The sequence below is a fragment of the Paraburkholderia sp. HC6.4b genome, assembly GCF_014200875.1.
GTDB classification, from domain to species: Bacteria; Pseudomonadota; Gammaproteobacteria; order Burkholderiales; family Burkholderiaceae; genus Paraburkholderia; species Paraburkholderia tuberum.
In genome coordinates this window covers 23778-41006 of record NZ_JACHDC010000003.1, presented here as the reverse complement: position 1 = coordinate 41006, position 17229 = coordinate 23778, and the positions used below count along the sequence as shown (strand labels likewise).

17 protein-coding genes, 1 tRNA gene and 1 pseudogene are annotated in these 17229 nt (G+C 65.4%); 11 read left to right on the top strand and 8 right to left on the bottom strand.

The annotated features are described in order from the left end of the window. Nucleotides 1-32: 32 nt before the first annotated feature. A complete protein-coding gene (gene ribBA / locus HDG34_RS04650) occupies nt 33-1166 on the bottom strand; it encodes a bifunctional 3,4-dihydroxy-2-butanone-4-phosphate synthase/GTP cyclohydrolase II (RefSeq protein ID WP_184058094.1) in 1134 nt (377 codons plus the stop codon). Between the two features lie 328 nt (nt 1167-1494). On the opposite strand from ribBA, the gene HDG34_RS04645 reads away from it, so the two are divergent. The 8 genes and pseudogenes from HDG34_RS04645 to HDG34_RS04610 all read left to right on the top strand — a co-directional run. Then, complete coding sequence (locus HDG34_RS04645; protein ID WP_184058092.1) at nt 1495-2616, top strand: enolase C-terminal domain-like protein; 1122 nt, start codon at nt 1495-1497, stop codon at nt 2614-2616. Nucleotides 2617-2644: 28 nt separating this feature from the next. After that, a complete protein-coding gene (locus tag HDG34_RS04640; protein WP_184058090.1) occupies nt 2645-3682 on the top strand; it encodes a hypothetical protein in 1038 nt (345 codons plus the stop codon). After that, nucleotides 3679-4344 (top strand): gluconate 2-dehydrogenase subunit 3 family protein, encoded by a 666-nt coding sequence (locus HDG34_RS04635; protein ID WP_184058088.1) that lies wholly within the window; start codon nt 3679-3681, stop codon nt 4342-4344. The genes HDG34_RS04640 and HDG34_RS04635 overlap by 4 nt, the downstream gene beginning before the upstream one ends. Next, nucleotides 4334-5977 (top strand): GMC family oxidoreductase, encoded by a 1644-nt coding sequence (locus tag HDG34_RS04630; protein WP_184058086.1) that lies wholly within the window; start codon nt 4334-4336, stop codon nt 5975-5977. Before HDG34_RS04635 ends, HDG34_RS04630 begins: the two co-directional genes overlap by 11 nt. A gap of 305 nt (nt 5978-6282) precedes the next feature. Beyond that, entirely contained in the window at nt 6283-7419 is a 1137-nt protein-coding gene (locus HDG34_RS04625; RefSeq protein ID WP_184058084.1) for a muconate/chloromuconate family cycloisomerase, read from the top strand. 27 nt (nt 7420-7446) lie between these two features. Continuing rightward, the gene (gene catC, locus HDG34_RS04620; protein WP_184058082.1) at nt 7447-7737 is read left to right on the top strand and encodes a muconolactone Delta-isomerase; all 291 of its coding nucleotides are present in this window, start codon (nt 7447-7449) and stop codon (nt 7735-7737) included. Between the two features lie 78 nt (nt 7738-7815). Further along, the gene (catA, locus tag HDG34_RS04615; RefSeq protein WP_184058080.1) at nt 7816-8751 is read left to right on the top strand and encodes a catechol 1,2-dioxygenase; all 936 of its coding nucleotides are present in this window, start codon (nt 7816-7818) and stop codon (nt 8749-8751) included. Nucleotides 8752-8845: 94 nt separating this feature from the next. Beyond that, nucleotides 8846-9094: pseudogene (locus HDG34_RS04610) on the top strand (hypothetical protein); the annotation flags it as partial. Between the two features lie 166 nt (nt 9095-9260). On the opposite strand, the gene HDG34_RS04605 reads toward HDG34_RS04610, so the two are convergent. From HDG34_RS04605 to HDG34_RS04590, 4 genes are all read right to left on the bottom strand, one after another. Then, on the bottom strand, nt 9261-9896 hold the full coding sequence (locus tag HDG34_RS04605; protein WP_184058078.1) for a riboflavin synthase: 636 nt from the start codon (nt 9894-9896) through the stop codon (nt 9261-9263). A 15-nt stretch (nt 9897-9911) separates the two neighbouring features. Then, nucleotides 9912-11063 (bottom strand): bifunctional diaminohydroxyphosphoribosylaminopyrimidine deaminase/5-amino-6-(5-phosphoribosylamino)uracil reductase RibD, encoded by a 1152-nt coding sequence (gene ribD, locus HDG34_RS04600; RefSeq protein WP_090801471.1) that lies wholly within the window; start codon nt 11061-11063, stop codon nt 9912-9914. Between the two features lie 63 nt (nt 11064-11126). Then, on the bottom strand, nt 11127-12410 hold the full coding sequence (gene hemL / locus HDG34_RS04595; protein ID WP_184058077.1) for a glutamate-1-semialdehyde 2,1-aminomutase: 1284 nt from the start codon (nt 12408-12410) through the stop codon (nt 11127-11129). 140 nt (nt 12411-12550) lie between these two features. After that, complete coding sequence (locus HDG34_RS04590; RefSeq protein ID WP_184058075.1) at nt 12551-13042, bottom strand: hypothetical protein; 492 nt, start codon at nt 13040-13042, stop codon at nt 12551-12553. Between the two features lie 282 nt (nt 13043-13324). On the opposite strand from HDG34_RS04590, the gene HDG34_RS04585 reads away from it, so the two are divergent. The 3 genes from HDG34_RS04585 to HDG34_RS04575 all read left to right on the top strand — a co-directional run bounded on the left by HDG34_RS04585 (nt 13325) and on the right by HDG34_RS04575 (nt 15477). Continuing rightward, nucleotides 13325-14545 carry a Bcr/CflA family multidrug efflux MFS transporter gene (locus HDG34_RS04585; RefSeq protein WP_184058073.1) on the top strand — a complete coding sequence of 407 codons (1221 nt, stop codon included), beginning with the start codon at nt 13325-13327 and terminating at the stop codon, nt 14543-14545. 214 nt (nt 14546-14759) lie between these two features. After that, on the top strand, nt 14760-14990 hold the full coding sequence (locus HDG34_RS04580) for a hypothetical protein (RefSeq protein WP_090805429.1): 231 nt from the start codon (nt 14760-14762) through the stop codon (nt 14988-14990). 82 nt (nt 14991-15072) lie between these two features. Further along, a complete protein-coding gene (locus HDG34_RS04575; RefSeq protein ID WP_090801464.1) occupies nt 15073-15477 on the top strand; it encodes a RidA family protein in 405 nt (134 codons plus the stop codon). A 145-nt stretch (nt 15478-15622) separates the two neighbouring features. Here HDG34_RS04575 and HDG34_RS04570 read toward each other — a convergent pair whose 3' ends face one another. The 3 genes from HDG34_RS04570 to HDG34_RS04560 all read right to left on the bottom strand — a co-directional run bounded on the left by HDG34_RS04570 (nt 15623) and on the right by HDG34_RS04560 (nt 17207). Then, entirely contained in the window at nt 15623-16042 is a 420-nt protein-coding gene (locus HDG34_RS04570) for a DUF4279 domain-containing protein (RefSeq protein ID WP_184058071.1), read from the bottom strand. Between the two features lie 11 nt (nt 16043-16053). Next, nucleotides 16054-16830, bottom strand: a complete 777-nt coding sequence (locus HDG34_RS04565) for a hypothetical protein (RefSeq protein WP_184058069.1) — start codon at nt 16828-16830, stop codon at nt 16054-16056. Between the two features lie 287 nt (nt 16831-17117). Continuing rightward, nucleotides 17118-17207, bottom strand: a tRNA-Ser gene (locus HDG34_RS04560). Nucleotides 17208-17229 lie beyond the last annotated feature (22 nt).

Sequence of the window (17229 nt, the reverse complement as noted above, 5' to 3'; positions counted from 1 at the left end):
TTGAGTGGGCGCGAGGCGCGTGAGTGGCCGGATCAGAGTTGCGGGGCTTGCGTTTTGCTGCCGGGCATCGGAATGAAGCCCGTGACTTCGAGACCATAACCCGACATGCTGCCGAGCTTGCGTGGGTTCGACAGCACCTGCATCTTGCCGACGCCAAGTTCGCGCAGAATCTGCGCGCCGATGCCGTAGGTCTTGAAGTCGACCGGCCGGCGCTTCAGCGCGTCCGCTTTTTCCTTCGAGTCGAACGCCTTGAAGACGTCGATCAGATGGTCTTTCGAGTCGCCGCAGTTCAGCAGTACGACCACGCCGAGATCGCGTTCTGCGATTTCTTTGATGGCCGCGTCCAGCGTCCACGAATGGGTGGATTCGCCGACTTCGAGCAGATCCAGCACCGACAGCGGCTCGTGCACGCGCACCGGCGTGTCGCGATCGGGCATCGGCGTGCCGCGCACCAGCGCGATGTGCGGCTGGCCGCTCGGCTGATCGAGATACATGACTGCGCGGAACGCGCCGTGCGCGGTTTGCATCGTACGTTCGCAAACACGCTCGACGATCGACTCGGTGCGGCTGCGATAGTGAATCAGATCGGCGATCGTGCCGGTCTTCAGGCCGTGCTCCTTGCCGAACTCGAGCAGGTCCGGCAGACGCGCCATCGTGCCGTCGTCCTTGATCACTTCGCAGATCACCGCGGCAGGCGTGAGGCCCGCGAGCCTCGTGAAGTCGCAGCCGGCCTCGGTATGGCCGGCGCGCACCAGCACGCCGCCCGGCTGGGCCATGATCGGGAAGATATGGCCCGGCTGCACGATGTGCTCGGCCTTGGCGTCCGGCGCGACCGCGGCCGCGATCGTGCGGGCCCGGTCGGCCGCCGAGATGCCGGTCGTCACGCCTTCGGCCGCTTCGATGCTGACCGTGAACGCGGTGCCGTACTGCGTGCCGTTGCGGTAGGTCATCAGCGGCAGGTTCAGCTGCTGGCAGCGATCCTGGGTCAGCGTCAGGCAGATCAGGCCGCGGCCGTAGCGAGCCATGAAATTGATCGCTTCCGGAGTGACAAACTCGGCGGCGATCACGAGGTCGCCCTCGTTCTCGCGGTCTTCTTCGTCGACGAGGATCACCATCCGGCCGGCTTTCAGTTCGGCAATGATCTCTTGGGTGGAGGCGAGCGTCATGTTGGCGAGTTTTTCGGGAAAGCGCGTATTTTACGCCACGCGCGAGCCCAAGTCGCCTCCGCCAGACGACATAGACCGTTTGGCCGACTGTGACGAGCCGGGCGGGGTTGCCATGCTCGTCGAAACGGTGGGCGAGCGCGCGAGTGGCGTTGGCGGCAACGCGAAGTGTGCTCCAGCGCGGCCCGCTTTACGGATTGCAATAGTGCGGAACGGTACTTGCGACGCGGCAAGCAGCTTCGTCTCACTACCACCTGGAGACCGGAATGTCGGGGACCGTCGGCTGTTGCATCGATGAAGGGCGTCACGCGTGCGCGCAAGGAGCGCGTCGATGAAGCGCGGCGCCACGAGCGGGGGCTCGTCGCAAGCGCCCGTGAGCGCGCTGCGCGCGAGCGCGTACCGCATTCCGACCGACGCGCCGGAGGCCGACGGCACGTTCGCGTGGGACGCGACCACGCTGGTCGTCGTCGAGGTCGACGCGGGCGGCGACACCGGCATCGGCTACACGTACAGCGATGCCTGCATCGTCGCGCTGATCCAGGGCGCGCTCGCCGCCTGCGTGCTGAATCACGACGGATTGGACGTCGGCGCGCATTGGCAACGGTTGCAACGCCAGGTGCGCAATCTCGGCCGCGCGGGACTGGCCGCGACAGCCATTTCGGCAATCGACTGCGCGCTGTGGGACCTGAAGGCGAAGCTGCTCGGCGTGCCGCTCGTCGGGCTGCTCGGCGCGTTGCGCCCGGCCGTGCCGGCTTACGGCAGCGGCGGCTTCACCACGTATACGAACCAGCGCTTGCAGCAGCAGTTCGCCGGCTGGGTCGCGCAGGACGGCTGCCGGTGGGTAAAGATGAAAATCGGCAGCGAGCCGGACAAGGACCCGGCGCGCGTCGCGGCGGCGCGCGCGGCGATCGGCGGTGCGGGCCTGTTCGTCGACGCGAACGGCGCGTTCACGCCGCAACGGGCGCTGTACTACGCGCAACGTTTCGCCGAGCACCAGGTGAGCTGGTTCGAGGAGCCCGTGTCTTCGGACGACGAAGCGGGCCTGCGCGGCGTACGCGAGCGCGTGCCGGCCGGCATGGAGATCGCCGCCGGCGAATACGGCTACACGCTCGACGACTTCCGCCACCTGCTCGCGGCGGGGGCCGTCGACGTGCTGCAGGCCGACGCGAGCCGTTGCGGCGGCATCACCGGCTTTCTGCAGGCCGCCGCGCTGTGCGACGCGTATCACGTGCCGCTGTCCGCGCATTGCGCACCGGCGCTGCATCTGCACGTCGCGTGCGCGGCGCCGCGCTTGCGCCATCAGGAGTGGTTCCATGACCACGCCCGGATCGAAGCCATGCTGTTCGACGGTGCGCCGCGGTTGCGCGACGGCCAGATGGAGCCGGACCTGTCGTGGCCCGGTTGCGGGCTCGAGTTCAAGCATGGTGACGCCGAGCGCTACCTCATCAAATAAAGCAGGCCACGACACGGAAGCGATATCTATGAGCTCTTCACGCGTACCCGGATTGCTGTACACGGCGGCGGCCGTGACGGCCGTCGCGGCGTTGGCCGCGCGCCGCGCGGGAAGACCGGAGTTGCATCGCGAACGGCGTGAGACCGGTCCGCAACACCACGAGCATCGGGCATCCGTGACGTTCCCGAGGTGTGCCGCCCGCAGCCATCAGCGCGCGCCGGCGCGCGTGCACGCGAGCGAACCCACCGCCGAGGTGGAGGCACACGTCGAAGCGGCCCGCACCTTCAACCACAGCTCCGCGCTGCTCGCGCTGTCGGTGCTCGCCGACAGCGCGATGGAGCACTACCGCGGCTCGTTCGACAACCCTGCGATGTTCATGCCACTCGTCAGCGCGAGTCTGTCGCTCGCCGCGGGCCTGCATGGTGGCGCGGATCGTCGCGGCCAGACGCATCGCGCGCGCCATGCGATCTATCTGACCGCGGCGGCGACGGGCCTCGCCGGCACGGGCTTCCATTTCTACAACGTGATGAAGCGGCCGGGCGGCTGGAGCTGGAACAACCTGTTTCACGCGGCACCGCTCGGCGCGCCGAGCGCGTTGCTGCTGTCAGGCGCGCTCGGTGCCGTCGCCGAACGCTTGCGCGACGAGCCCGCAGACGACCCGCAACTGCTCGGCATGCCGGCCGGTCAGGCGCTCGGTCTGCTGGTCGCGGCGGGTCTCGTCGGCACGGTGGGGGAGGCCGCGCTGCTGCATTTTCGTGGCGCGTTTCAGCATCGCGCGATGTACGCGCCGGTCAGCATTCCGCCCATCACCGCCGCGCTGCTCGCGCATGCCGCGCTGTCCGCTCCGCGCGAGCGCTGGTACACGCGGCTCTGGTTACGCATCACGACCGTGCTCGGCTTTGTCGGCGCGGGTTTTCACGCGCGGGGGATCGCGCGTCGTCAGGGCGGCTGGCGCAACTGGAGCCAGAATCTGTTCGACGGGCCGCCGCTGCCCGCGCCGCCGAGCTTTTCCGCGCTGGCGCTCGCCGGGCTCGCCGCACTGCGTCTGCGGGAGACTGAAAAATGACCAACCGACCACGCTCGACCCGAGCCACCCGCTATCCCGGCTACGACGTGCTCGACAAACGCACGACGCCGTCGTGGGACGCGCACACCCGCGCGGTGATCGCCGAACGCCTCGCGACACCGCTCGAGCCGCGCTTTTTCAACGCGGTCGAATGGCTCGCGGTCACGTCGCTGTGCGCCCGCATCGTGCCGCAAGCGAATGCGCAACCGGTGGTGCCGCTCGCCGCCCTGCTCGACGCGCGGCTCGCCGGCAATGGCAACGACGGCTACCGCGACGCCCGTTTGCCGCCGATGCGCGACGCCTGGCGCATCGGCCTCGCCGCGCTCGATGCCGAGTGCCGCGAGCGCGGCGGCCTGCCGTTCGCGAGCGTCGCGGAGGACACGCAGATCGCGCTGCTCGGCGAGATGCAGCGCGGCGAACTGACGAACCCCGCGTGGCGCGGCATGCCGTCGAAGCTGTTCTTCGGCGAGCGCGTGCTGCACGACATTTGCGGGCTCTACTACTCGCACCCGCACGCGTGGAGCGAGATCGGCTTCGGCGGCCCGGCGAATCCGCGCGGCTATGTGCGCATGTACCTGAATCGCCGCGATCCGTGGGAGGCGGTCGAAGCGACGCCCGACACCCATGAGCAGGCCGCGAAGGAGAACCGCCGTGTCCGATGACGCGCAGCAGCGGCCGCGCGGCAAGGACGGCCGCGCACCCGACGTGTTCCAGCGCGGCGGCTGGGTGCCGATGCGCACGTACCCTGACGGCGAGGAGGTCGATTTCGCGATCGTCGGCACCGGCGCCGGCGGTGGCACGCTTGCGTCCCGGCTTGCGGAAAAAGGCTTCAAGGTCGTCGCGTTCGATGCCGGCGCGTGGTGGCGTCCGCTCGAAGAGTTCGCGTCTGACGAAGCGCATCAGGAAAAACTGTTCTGGACCGACGAGCGCATCTGCGACGGCGACAATCCGCTGAAGCTCGGCAACAACAACAGCGGCAAGGCGGTGGGCGGCAGCACGGTCCATTTCGCGATGGTGTCGCTGCGCTTTCGGCCCGAGTGGTTCAAGTCGCGCAGCGTGCTCGGCTATGGCGCCGACTGGCCGCTCGACTGGCGCGAGATGTGGCACTACTACGGCGAGGTCGAGGACGCGCTGAAAATCTCCGGACCGGTGAACTATCCGTGGGGGCCGAAGCGGCCGCGCTATCCGTATCGCGCGCATGAGCTGAACGCGGCGGCGCTGGTGCTCGCGCGCGGCGCCGAGGCGCTCGGCATCGGCTGGAGCCCGACGCCGCTCGCGACCCTCTCCGCGCCGCGCGGCCGCGCGCATCCGTGCGTGTACCGCGGCTTTTGCGTATCCGGCTGCGCGACCAACGCGAAGCAAAGCGCGCTCGTCACGTGGATCCCGCGTGCGCTGCGAGCCGGCGCCGAGGTGCGCGATCTGGCGATGGTCGGCCGCGTCGTCACCAACGACGCGGGGCTCGCCACCGGCGTCGAATATCTGCGCGAAGGACGCTGGCGATTCCAGCGCGCGAAGCACGTGGTGGTGGCCGGCTACGCGATCGAAACGCCGCGCCTGTTGCTGATGTCGGCCAACAGCCGCTTTCCCGACGGACTCGCGAACAGTTCGGGACTCGTAGGTAAAAACCTGATGGCGCAGTCGAATCAGGCCGTCTACGGCACCTTCGATGAAGACATCCGCTGGTACAAGGGGCCGCCGTCGCTCGCGCTCACCGAGCACTGGAACTACGAAGACAAGGGCAAAGATTTTTTCGGCGGCTACTGCTACATGAGCCAGGGGCCGCTGCCGAACGGATGGGTCGCGGTGCAGAACGGCCGCGGCTTGTGGGGCGACGCGCTCGGCGCGGAGATGCTCAAGTACAACCACCAGGCGGGGCTGAAGATCGTCGGCGAGATGCTGCCGCAGCAGCGCAACCGCGTGACGCTTGCCGACGAGAAGGACCAGTACGGGCTGCCGATCGCGCGCGTCACCTATTCATGGTGCGACAACGACAAGCGGCTCATCGCGCATTCGCTCGACTTCATGGAGCAGGCGCTCGCGGCCGCCGGCGGCAAGGAGATCTGGCGCGAGACCGACGACACCTGCCACCTGAACGGCACCGCGCGCATGGGTGACGATCCGTCGACGAGCGTCGTCGACGCGGACTGCCGCAGTTGGGACATCCGCAACCTGTGGGTGTGCGACGGCTCGGTGTTTCCGACCGTGGGCGGCGTGAATCCGTCGCTGACGATTCAGGCGATCGCGTGTCGCACCGCCGAGCGCATCGCCGCGCTAGCCGCGCGCGGCGAGTTGTAGGGGCAGTGTTGCCCGCGCGCATGAACCGCAGTCCGAAACGATGGAGTACTCACTGCGCGATCCGGATGGTTACACAACATGCTCTCCATGCATCGAACATTGACCCAAGTCATGTTTGAGGCGCAAAAACGGCCTCTTTTTCGATGCCCCACCTGCATGGTGCAATGCAAAATCCATAGAAAGGCCGGGCTTGCTGGCCTCACCATACCCTGCAGGTATGAAAAAGGACAGGAAAAGTATTGGACGGGCCAAACGGGCGAAGGGTATAAAAACATCCAATGAACTCACTTCCCGCCGCAGCCGCCATGCCCCAAGCGACCATCAAACGTATCGAAACCCGCCTCGTCGATCTGCCGACGATCCGTCCTCACAAGCTGTCGGTCGCCACGATGCACGGGCAGACGCTAATGCTGGTCAAGGTGTACTGCAGCGACGGCATCGTCGGGATTGGCGAAGGCACCACGATCGCCGGCATGGCCTACGGCCCGGAAAGCCCCGAAGCAATGAAGCTCGCGATCGACGCCTACTTCGCCCCGGCGATGATCGGCAAGGAAGCGACGCAGATCCAGGCGCTGATGGCGCACCTCGGCAAGCTGGTCAAGGTCAATCATTTCTCGAAGAGCGCGCTCGAAACCGCGCTGCTCGACGCGCAAGGCAAACGTCTCGGCGTGCCGGTGAGCGAACTGCTCGGCGGCCGTCGCCGTGAGCGCCTGCCGGTTGCGTGGACGCTCGCGTCGGGCGATACCGCGAAGGACATCGCCGAAGCCGAGCACATGCTCGACGTGCGCCGCCACAAGGTCTTCAAGCTGAAGATCGGCGCGAAGGAACTGAAGACCGACATCAAGCACGTCGCCGAGATCAAGAAAGCGGTCGGCGAGCGCGCCGCGGTGCGCGTCGACGTGAACATGGCGTGGAGCGAGACCCAGGCCGCCTGGGCGATTCCGGCGCTGGCCGACGCGGGCTGCGATCTGGTCGAGCAGCCGGTCGCGTCCGCCGCGGCGCTCGCGCGACTGATGCGCCGCTTCCCGGTCGCGCTGATGGCCGACGAAGTCTTGCAAGGCCCGGACAGCGCGTTCGAGATCGCGAAGAACGGCGGCGCCGATGTGTTCGCGATCAAGATCGAGCAGAGCGGTGGTCTGTTCGCCGCGCAGCGCGTGGCCGCGATCGCAGATGCCGCCGGCATCGAGCTGTACGGCGGCACGATGCTCGAAGGCGCGTTCAGCACGGTGGCGTCGGCGCATCTGTTCGCGAGCTTCGCGAATCTGCAATGGGGCACCGAGCTGTTCGGGCCGTTGCTGATCACCGAAGAAATTCTGACCACGCCGCTCGACTACAGCGACTTCGAACTGACCGTGCCGAACGGCCCGGGTCTCGGTATCGAACTCGACGAGGCGAAGGTCGAACGATTCACGCGAGACGGGCTGATGAAGGTCACCCGCTAAACGGATTCAGATCAAGAGGATTCAACGATGCTTTTCCATGTACGAATGGACGTGCACCTGCCGGTCGAAATGCCGGCCGAAGTGGCGAACGAAATCAAGACCCGCGAGAAGGCTTACTCGCAGGAGCTCCAGCGTAGCGGCAAGTGGCGTCATATCTGGCGCCTCGTTGGCGAGTACGCGAATTACAGCATCTTCGATGTAGAGAGCAATGCCGAACTTCACGACATTCTGTCCGGCTTGCCTCTGTTCCCGTACATGAAGATTTCGGTGACGCCTCTGTGTCGTCACCCGTCGTCGATTCGGGACGGCGACATCTGAGCCCAGGGGCCAGGCGCTTTTGACGGCGAGCGCATCCAAAGCCATCTTTTCCCCCTATACCAACTGGAGACAGTCATCGTGAGCGTCAAAGTATTTGAAACCAAAGAAGTGCAGGATCTGCTGAAAGCCGCTTCCAACGTCGATGCCGGGAGTGGCAACGCGCGTTTCCAGCAGATCGTTTTCCGTCTGCTGGGCGACCTGTTCAAGGCAATCGATGACCTCGACATCACGCCCGACGAAGTCTGGGCCGGCGTCAACTATCTGAACAAGCTCGGTCAGGACGGCGAAGCGGCGCTGCTCGCGGCCGGCCTCGGTCTCGAGAAGTATCTCGACATCCGTATGGACGCTGAGGACAAGAAGATCGGTCTCGAAGGCGGCACGCCGCGTACGATCGAAGGCCCGCTGTACGTCGCCGGCGCGACGGTGCGCGAGGGCGTCTCGAAGATCGACATCAACCCGGACGAAGACGCGGGCCCGCTCGTGATTCGCGGCACGGTCAAGGATCTGGACGGCAAGCCGGTCGCCGGCGCGGTCGTCGAGTGCTGGCACGCGAACTCGAAGGGCTTCTACTCGCACTTCGATCCGACCGGCGCGCAGAGCGACTTCAACCTGCGCGGCGCGGTGAAGACCGGCGCCGACGGCAAGTACGAGGTCCGCACGCTGATGCCGGTAGGCTACGGCTGCCCGCCGCACGGCTCGACGCAGCAGCTGCTGGACGTGCTGGGCCGTCACGGCAACCGTCCGGCGCACGTGCACTTCTTCGTCAGCAGCGACGGCCATCGCAAGCTGACCACGCAGTTCAACATCGAAGGCGATCCGCTGATCTGGGACGACTTCGCGTATGCAACGCGCGAAGAGCTGATTCCGCCGGTCGTCGAGAAAAGCGGTGGCGCGGCGCTGGGCCTGAAGGCCGATACGTACAAGGAGATCGAGTTCAACTTCACGATCACGCCGCTGGTCCAGGGTAAGGACAACCAGCTCGTCCATCGTCTGCGCGCTTCGGCCGAAGCGTAATCGCACGAGGCGGCGCCGTGGCGACACGGCCGCCGCCTTTCGTTGCCAACGGCCGGCGGTCTTGCCGGCCGAATTCCTGAAGCGTCGAGGAGTTGTGACGCCGGACAACGCCGCGTTGACGCGGCGCTTCACCGATAGCGCCGATGGTGTGTTGTGGCTCACCAGCTCCACGTCGCCTGGCCAGGTGCAGGAGCTCGACGAGCTCGGCCGCGAATTGCACCGGAACAAGCCTTTGCTGCCGGTCGTCACGCGTAGCGACGAGTACGAGGAAGACGAAGTCGACGGCGAACTCGTCAAGTGTCTGTGCAACAAGAGCGCGCCGCGTCGCGCGCTGCAGGAGCACATCACCGCACTTGTGTTTGTCAGCTTCGGATCGTGCACGCGCGCTGGGTCACGGCCCCGCATTCGCCTCGCTCAAACCGGCTTGCTGCGCAGTTCGATCGCTTTCCCGATACGCACCGAGCATGCGCTCCAGGTATCGCGTAACGGTCTCGAGGGAAGTGGCCAGGTTACGTCGAGGATGGATCGCCATCGCGCGGCGCATTGAGCATCCGTTCGACATACCGCGCAATCAGATCGATCTCCAGATTCACTTTTACCCCGTCGTGCAGATGCTTGAGCGCCGTCACCTGCACGGTATGCGGAATCAGATTGATCGAAAACTCGCAGCCGTCGTCGCGATCAACGACGGAGTTCACGGTCAGGCTCACGCCATTGACCGTAATCGATCCCTTGTACGCGAGATAACGACCGATGTCGCGCGGCGCGAGAATGCGCAGCTCGTGCGATTCGCCGACCGGGGCGAAACGCGTGACGATACCGAGTCCGTCGACGTGTCCGGACACGATATGTCCACCGAGCCGGTCATGCGCGCGCAGCGCTTTCTCGAGATTGACCTCGCCGGTTTCGCCGAGACCGGCCGTGCGGTTCAGGCTCTCGCGCGACACGTCGACCTCGAACGAATGAGCGGTCTTCGCGACCACCGTCATGCAGGCGCCCTGGATCGTGATGCTGTCGCCGAGCTGCACATCGGCGAGGTCGAGCCCGCCCGCCTCGACGTTCAGGCGCACGCCCGCGTCGCCGCCCGTGCCGAGCGGCTTGACTGATTCGATGCGGCCCACTGCCGCGACGATTCCTGTAAACATCGTGCTAGTCCTTGATCATTTCGAAACGGTGGGAGACACGGTGTCGGTCCCGGGTAAGGCTGTCGGCGCGAAACGCGCGAGGATCCGCAGATCGTCGCCGATCCGCTCGACCGTGTGGAAATTCAGCTTCACGCGGTCTTCGAGCTGGTCGGGCGCGTCCAGATTGAACATGCTCATCGAGTCCACGCCGAGCAGGCTCGGCGCGAGATAGACCAGCAGTTCATCGACGCAGCCTTCGCGCAACAGCGAACCGTTCAGCTTGTAGCCGGCTTCGACGTGCAGCTCGTTGACGTGACGCTCGCCGAGCACGCTCAGCATGCGCGGGAGATCCACCTTGCCGAACGCGTTCGGCAGCGGCACGATCTCGGCGCCGCGCTCGCGCAGCGCGCTCGCGCGTTCTTCGAGACGCGCGTCGAGCTCGCCGCAGAAGATCAGCGTCGGCGCGCCGGCCAGGATCAGCGCGTCGAGCGGCACGTCGAGCTGGCTGTCGATCAGCACGCGGTGCGGTTGGCGCGGTGTATCGACCGCGCGCACGGTCATGCGCGGATTGTCCTCGCGCACAGTGCCGATGCCGGTCAGGATCGCCGACGCGCGCGCACGCCACGCATGACCGTCGGCCCGCGCGGCCGCGCTCGTGATCCACTGGCTCTCACCCGACGGCAAGCCGGTGCGGCCATCGAGCGACGCCGCCACTTTCATGCGCACCCACGGACGGCCGCGCGTCATGCGCGACACGAAGCCGATGTTCAGCTCCCGCGCTTCGTTCGCGAGCAGCCCGCAGCGCACTTCGATACCGGCTTCGCGCAGCATCGCGAGACCGCGGCCGGAGACCTGCGGGTTGGGATCTTCCATCGCCGCGATCACTCGGCCGATCTGCGCTTCGATCAGCGCGTTCGCGCACGGCGGCGTGCGGCCGAAATGGCTGCACGGTTCGAGCGTCACGTAGGCGGTCGCGCCGCGCAGGTCGTGGCCGCGCGAGCGCGCGTCCTTTAGCGCGCGAATTTCGGCGTGATCCTGGCCGGCCGGCTGCGTGAAGCCTTCGCCGATCACCTCGCCGTTTCTGACGAGCACGCAACCGACCCGCGGATTCGGGTCGGCCGTGTACATGCCGCGCTTCGCGAGCGCGAGCGCGCGTTCCATGTGGACGAAATCGGTTTGCGAGAACATCGGTGTCCGTTGTGGTGCGGTGTCTGGGTCGTGCGAGTTGCGGCCTTTGCTTCGGGCCCGGCTTCAGCCTTTCAACGCTGCGAACGCGCCGCGCGCGGCGTCGATCGTCGCGTCGATCACCGCGTCGTCGTGCGCGCTCGACACGAAGCCGGCCTCATACGCGGACGGCGCGAAGTACACGCCCGCGTCGAGCATCTTGTGGAAGAACGCGTTGAAGCGCGGCACATCGCTCTTCGTGACGTCGGCGAAGCTCGTCGGGATCGATTCGCGAAAGTAGATGCCGAACATGCCGCCGAGCGCATCGGCCGCGAACGGCACGTCCGCTTCGCGTGCCGCCCGCGCGAGCCCTTGCGCGAGACGCGTGGTGCGCGCGGCGAGCGTGTCGTAGAAGCCGGGCGCCTGGATCAGCTGCAGCGTCTTCAGGCCGGCCGCGACCGCGATCGGATTGCCCGACAGCGTGCCCGCCTGATAGACGCCGCCGAGCGGCGCGAGGTGAGCCATGATGTCGCGCCGGCCGCCGAACGCCGCCGCCGGCATGCCGCCGCCGATTACCTTGCCGAGGCAGGTGAGGTCCGGCGTGATGCCGTAGAGTTGCTGCGCGCCGCCGAGCGCGACGCGGAAGCCGCACATCACTTCGTCGAAAATCAGCACCGCGCCGTACTCGGTGCACAGGCGCCGCAGCGCCTGCAGGAATTCAGGGGTCGCGCGCACGAGGTTCATGTTGCCAGCGACCGGCTCGACGATCACCGAGGCGATCTCGTTGCCGAACGCCTTGAACGCTTCTTCGAGCTCGGCGACGTTGTTGTATTCGAGCACGGTGGTGTGCTTCGCGATATCGACCGGCACGCCCGCCGAGGTCGGATTGCCGAAGGTCAGGAGGCCCGAGCCGGCCTTCACGAGCAGGCTGTCCGCGTGGCCGTGATAGCAGCCTTCGAACTTGACGATGCGGCTGCGGTTCGTGAAGCCGCGCGCGAGACGCAGCGCGCTCATCGTCGCCTCGGTGCCGCTCGACACCATGCGCACCTGTTCGATCGACGGCACCAGCTTGCAGATTTCCTCGGCGATCTCGACTTCCGACTCGGTCGGCGCGCCGAACGAAAAGCCATTCACGAGCGCGCGCTGCACGGCTTCCAGCACTTCGGGATGAACGTGGCCGAGGATCATGGGGCCCCACGAGCCGATGTAGTCGGTATAGCGCTGGCCGTCCGCGTCCCAGAAGTACGGGCCTTGCGCGCGCTCGATGAAACGCGGTGTGCCGCCGACGGAACGGAAAGCGCGCACCGGCGAATTCACGCCGCCGGGGATCGTGCGTTGCGCGCGTTCGAAGAGGGTTTCGTTTCTGGACATGGCGATGGCTGGAATAGGGAGCAGGGGTTGCGCAGCGGCGCAAAGGGCCTCGGACGATTCCCGCGGACCCTTCGCGCGATGCTGGGATGGATCGAGAAATTGTACCGGAGTCGGCGCCGGCGGGCTGTGCGGGCGGGCGGTCACGGCGGCGCGTGTTTCGCCTGGCTGCCCGGTGCGGGTATCGTCGGCGGCTTGCGCCTGCCGGTCAATTCGGCCCAGCGCTTCTCCAGCGCGCCTTCGGCGATCGGCTTGATGATCGTGCCCGAGCTTTGCGCATCCCACGTCTGCACCGAGAACGGATGCACACGCAGCTGATCGCGCGTGATGACCGGCGCGTGATGCGCATCGACGAGCCAGTCGTAGACGAAATCGATGCACAGCCGGTAGCCACGTTTGGTCGACGCGTCGGGGACTTCGTAGGGCGCGCGCGTCACGTAGCCCGAACCGAAGATGCCCTTCGGCTCCTGCGCGACGCGATGCAGGAACACGCGATCGCCGGGCAGGATGCCGCGCGCAAAGCCGCAGCCCCACACGTCGGCCACCGCGTCGCCGGCCGCCACGCGTTTCGCGATGTCGGGCAACTCGGGCCACGGCCATTTTTTGGGGCTCCAGATGAGCAGGAAGGCGGTCATCGCGGGTTCGAACGGGATCAGGGGAAGGGCGTTGCGCGACGTCGATCTTTTATGTCGGGCCGTCAAGCTGCGCATACGGAAGCGCGTTGGGCATGCTGGCGGCAGCTTAACCGATCGAAGCGGATTGCGCCGCGCGGCGCTGTCGCGCAACGTCCACGCAGCGGGCCACGAGCGCCGTCAGCGGATTAACCGTCGCGTACAATCGAGCCGGTCAACTGATGGCCGTTCCCGCTTCACCCGTTCCGCTGCCGATGCCGGCGCGGCGTTCCATCCGGATTTCCCATGTCTCACGTCGTCAGACGCCGGCCCGATGGCCGGCTGATCCTGTTGCTCGGCGCGCTGGCCGCGTGCGGGCCGATTTCCATCGACATGTATCTGCCGAGCCTGCCGACCATCGCGCAGGCCTTCGCGGTCGGCACGGGCGCCGCGCAATCGACGCTCACGAGCTTCATGTTCGGCTTTTCGATCGGCATGCTGCTGTACGGTCCGCTGTCCGATACCTATGGCCGTCGGCCGATCCTGCTTGGCGGCATCATCATGTATGCGCTCGCGAGCATCGCCTGCTCGCTGTCGGTCTCGATCGGCTCGCTGGTCGGTTTCCGCTTCGTGCAGGCGTTGGGCGCGGGCGCGGCGTCGGTGCTGGCCCGCGCGATCGCGCGCGACGCGCACGAGCCGGGCGACGCGGCGCGCGTCCTGTCGATGATCGCGATCGTCACGGCGATCGGTCCACTGCTCGCGCCGCTGATCGGCGGACAGTTGCTGCTGCTGGGCGGCTGGCGCGCCGTGTTCGTCGCGCTGACGCTGTTCGGTTCCGTGTGCGCGGTGACCGCATTCCTGAAGGTGCCGGAGACGTGGCCGCGCGAGATGCGCGCGCAGTCGGCGCTGCTGAAGTCGTTCGGCGCGTATGGCACGCTGCTGCGCGATCCGGTCGCGTGGGGACACATGTTGTGCGGCGGCATGGCGTTCGCGTCGATGTTCGCGTACATCACGGCGACGCCGTTCGTATACATCGAGTATTTCCACGTGTCCGCGCAGCACTACGGCTTCCTGTTCGCGCTGAACATCGTCGGCATCATCTTCGGCAATTACCTGAACACGCGGCTCGTCGGCCGGCTCGGGCCGGTGCCGATCATCTCGTTCGCGGCGACCGTGAGCTTCGTCGCGTCGCTGTTCGTGTCCGTCGTGTCGCTGACGGGGTGGGGCGGCTTATGGTCGATCGTGTTCGGGCTGTTCTTCGTCGTCAGCGTGGTGGGCGTGTTGTCCGCCAACTGCACGACCGATCTGATGCATCGCTATCCCGCCAACGCGGGCGCCGCGGCGGCCGTGTTCGGCGCGGTGCAGCTCGCGCTCGGCGCACTGTCGAGCCTCGCGGTCGGACTGTGGCAGGACGGCACGCCGAAGGGCATGGGTATCGTGGTCGGCGTGGCGGGCTGTCTGTGCTTTGTCGGACGCATGCTCGTGATGCGTTGGCACGGGACGAAGTCGCCGGTTGCGGCTGTGTGAGCGTGTTGTCCGGATATCGAGGGTGAGCGCTGCGCGAGCGCTGTGAAAACGGCGTGAAAACTGGATGACGATCGTGCTATTGCGGCTGTGGGCATCGGCCGACGCGTGAGTTCATCGGACGCGTCTCCGGAAAACACCTGGTGTTGCGCGCGCACCACCGTGCGTCGCGCTTTGCATTGCTATGATGAAGTCACTGTTCCTCGGAGCGGCACTCATGGCGATCAAAGACCTGATGAACGGCGAACGGCAATTTGCCGCATTCGCCGAAGCGCAACGGCTGGCCGACAGCGGCGCTTATTACGATTACACCGACATCGAATACGTCTTGCGCTTTGATCACGGTTTGACGGATGTATCGGCTCTGCTCGATAGCCAGTTGATGCATCGCGATCTGAATCGTCGTTGCGCGGATGCGCGCGAAAAGCTCGAGATGGCGGACGCGTGATGCGTGTTGCGTCGTGCGCGGGTTCGTGCTGAATGAAGCACGGCGATGAATCGCTCCGAGATTTTCACTTCTGGAGTGGTCGATGACCGATAGCACCCACGCCTCACGTTTGCCCCACACCGACAATCCGGCCGCGCTGGCGAAACCCGGCGGCCATTACAGTCATGTCGCGGTCGCGAATGGCTTCGTCTTCGTGTCCGGGCAATTGCCGATCAACGCGCAAGGCGAAAAGCTCGCCGATGCGTCGTTCGACGCGCAGGCCGAACAGGTTCTGGCCAATGTGAAGGCGGCGCTCGAAAGCGTCGGCAGCAGCGTCGCGCAACTGGTGCAGGTGCGCGTGTATGTCGTCGATGTCGAACATTGGGCGAGCTTCAATCAGATCTATGCGGGCTGGGCCGGCGAGGCAAGGCCGGCGCGCGCGGTCGTGCCGGTGCCGCAGTTGCACTATGGGTTCAAGATTGAGGTTGAGGCGGTGGCGGTGGTTTAGGTCGTGATGGTGGGTACGGGGGCCGTGCCTGTTTGCAGCATAGAGGATTAATTCAGAAGTGCGGCCCATAACACTCGCGCTGTGCCTTGCAGGGTTGAAAAAAAAGCCAATTCCCGAGCATCGGCTTGTGCATTCGAGCGAGGCTCTATCGATATTCATCGATCTCGACCGTGCCGCCCATGGCTTCCATCATGGTGCGAATATCGTCGGGCACGTCAGGCGCGCGGTCGCCGCTCTCGTTGTCCCAATAGCAGAAGAAGCGCATCTGCGCGCAAGTGCGCTCGATGAGTTCTCGCAAATCGGCACGGGGTAGCCCGAGGTGGCCCACCAGATAGCGAAGATGAGGCGTCAGATCGTCGCTCATTATTGCCTCCGCGCTCGAAACGATCCATGTGCCTTGCCGCCAAGGAATGCTGCTCATCATGCCGGACGGCATTAACCTGGGCTGCCCTTTGGCTCCCGCGCGAGATGGTGATACGCCAAAATAGTTCGTCCAGAATTCGGGCGGCTCGGTGTCCTGATAGATCGTGAACGCTGCGTGGGCGAGTTTGTGTTCGGGTGCCATCTCTGTTTCTCTCAGGGTGCCCAGCTATGCATGTTGTCGATGATCGCGCCTCTGAACTCGACATTCCCATCGTCGTGCCAAATAACGTTGTCGTCCCCGCGCATTCGATTGTCTTCTTTCATCATATGGATCATCCTGCCGAAGGTCTTGCGGTCATACCCCAGCATCTTCGCCGCGTAGTTTGGGTTGTTCGTGCTCTCGGCGAGTTCAACCACATCGCCGCTCAACGCATCAGGCACATACTCAAACGGCTGCGCGTCGCCGAGCAGCGTTGATGAGCCTCTATCGCCAGCCCTGGCTGCCCGCGCAGCGTTCAACCGGGTTTGCCAGGTGGCCGGATCATACTGGACGGACAAAATGGGTTCGCCGTCCGGGTGACTACCTGTCCTCGCTACGGGATTCATTAACGGCGTGCTGCTGTACGGTGACGGAAACAGGCCATTACGCGGACCTTTAACGGCAAGCAGTTTGCCCCGGCGAATCTCTTCGAGAAGAGCAACGATCACCCACCAGCCATCGGTATCAGGGTTGCGGTCCCGTACATCATGAAAAAACAGCCAGTGACTGCCAATGAGATTCCTAATCAGTTTCCGGTCCTCCTCCCACTTCCTGCGATTCAGTGCGGCGATAGCAAGAAATTCCCGGGTCTCCGCCCTGGCCCTCTGAAGGTCTGCGGCCTTGCCGAGGCACGCCTTATAGTGCCATTCGTCGCAGATGACATAACAGGCACCCGGTGGCCGCTGGCAGAACAGCTCCACGGAGTGCATTTCAAATACGGACAGGGACATGGGTGTGTCGATGGTCTATCTGAAGTCGCTGCCGGAGTTGACAGCAGTCAGATAATTACTGTGCGACAGGCAGTCCGTACATGGGCGACCGCCCAAAATCTCGACGGCTCTCGACGAAACGGAAAAAAGCGCCCGCACGAACATTGCGGCTTTTCGCGCCCGTAGCGCGGATGTTCGCGGGCAGCGACCGTACCGCTGGTCTATCAGAGCGGAGAACTGCTCCACCTCGGGCCAGAAAAACAAAAACCCCGTAAGTCACTGAACTTACGGGGTTTTTCTTGAAAGCCTGGCGGAGGCGGTGAGATTCGAACTCACGGAAGGATTGCTCCTTCGCCGGTTTTCAAGACCGGTGCCTTAAACCACTCGGCCACACCTCCAAGCCGCAAATTGTAACCTGAA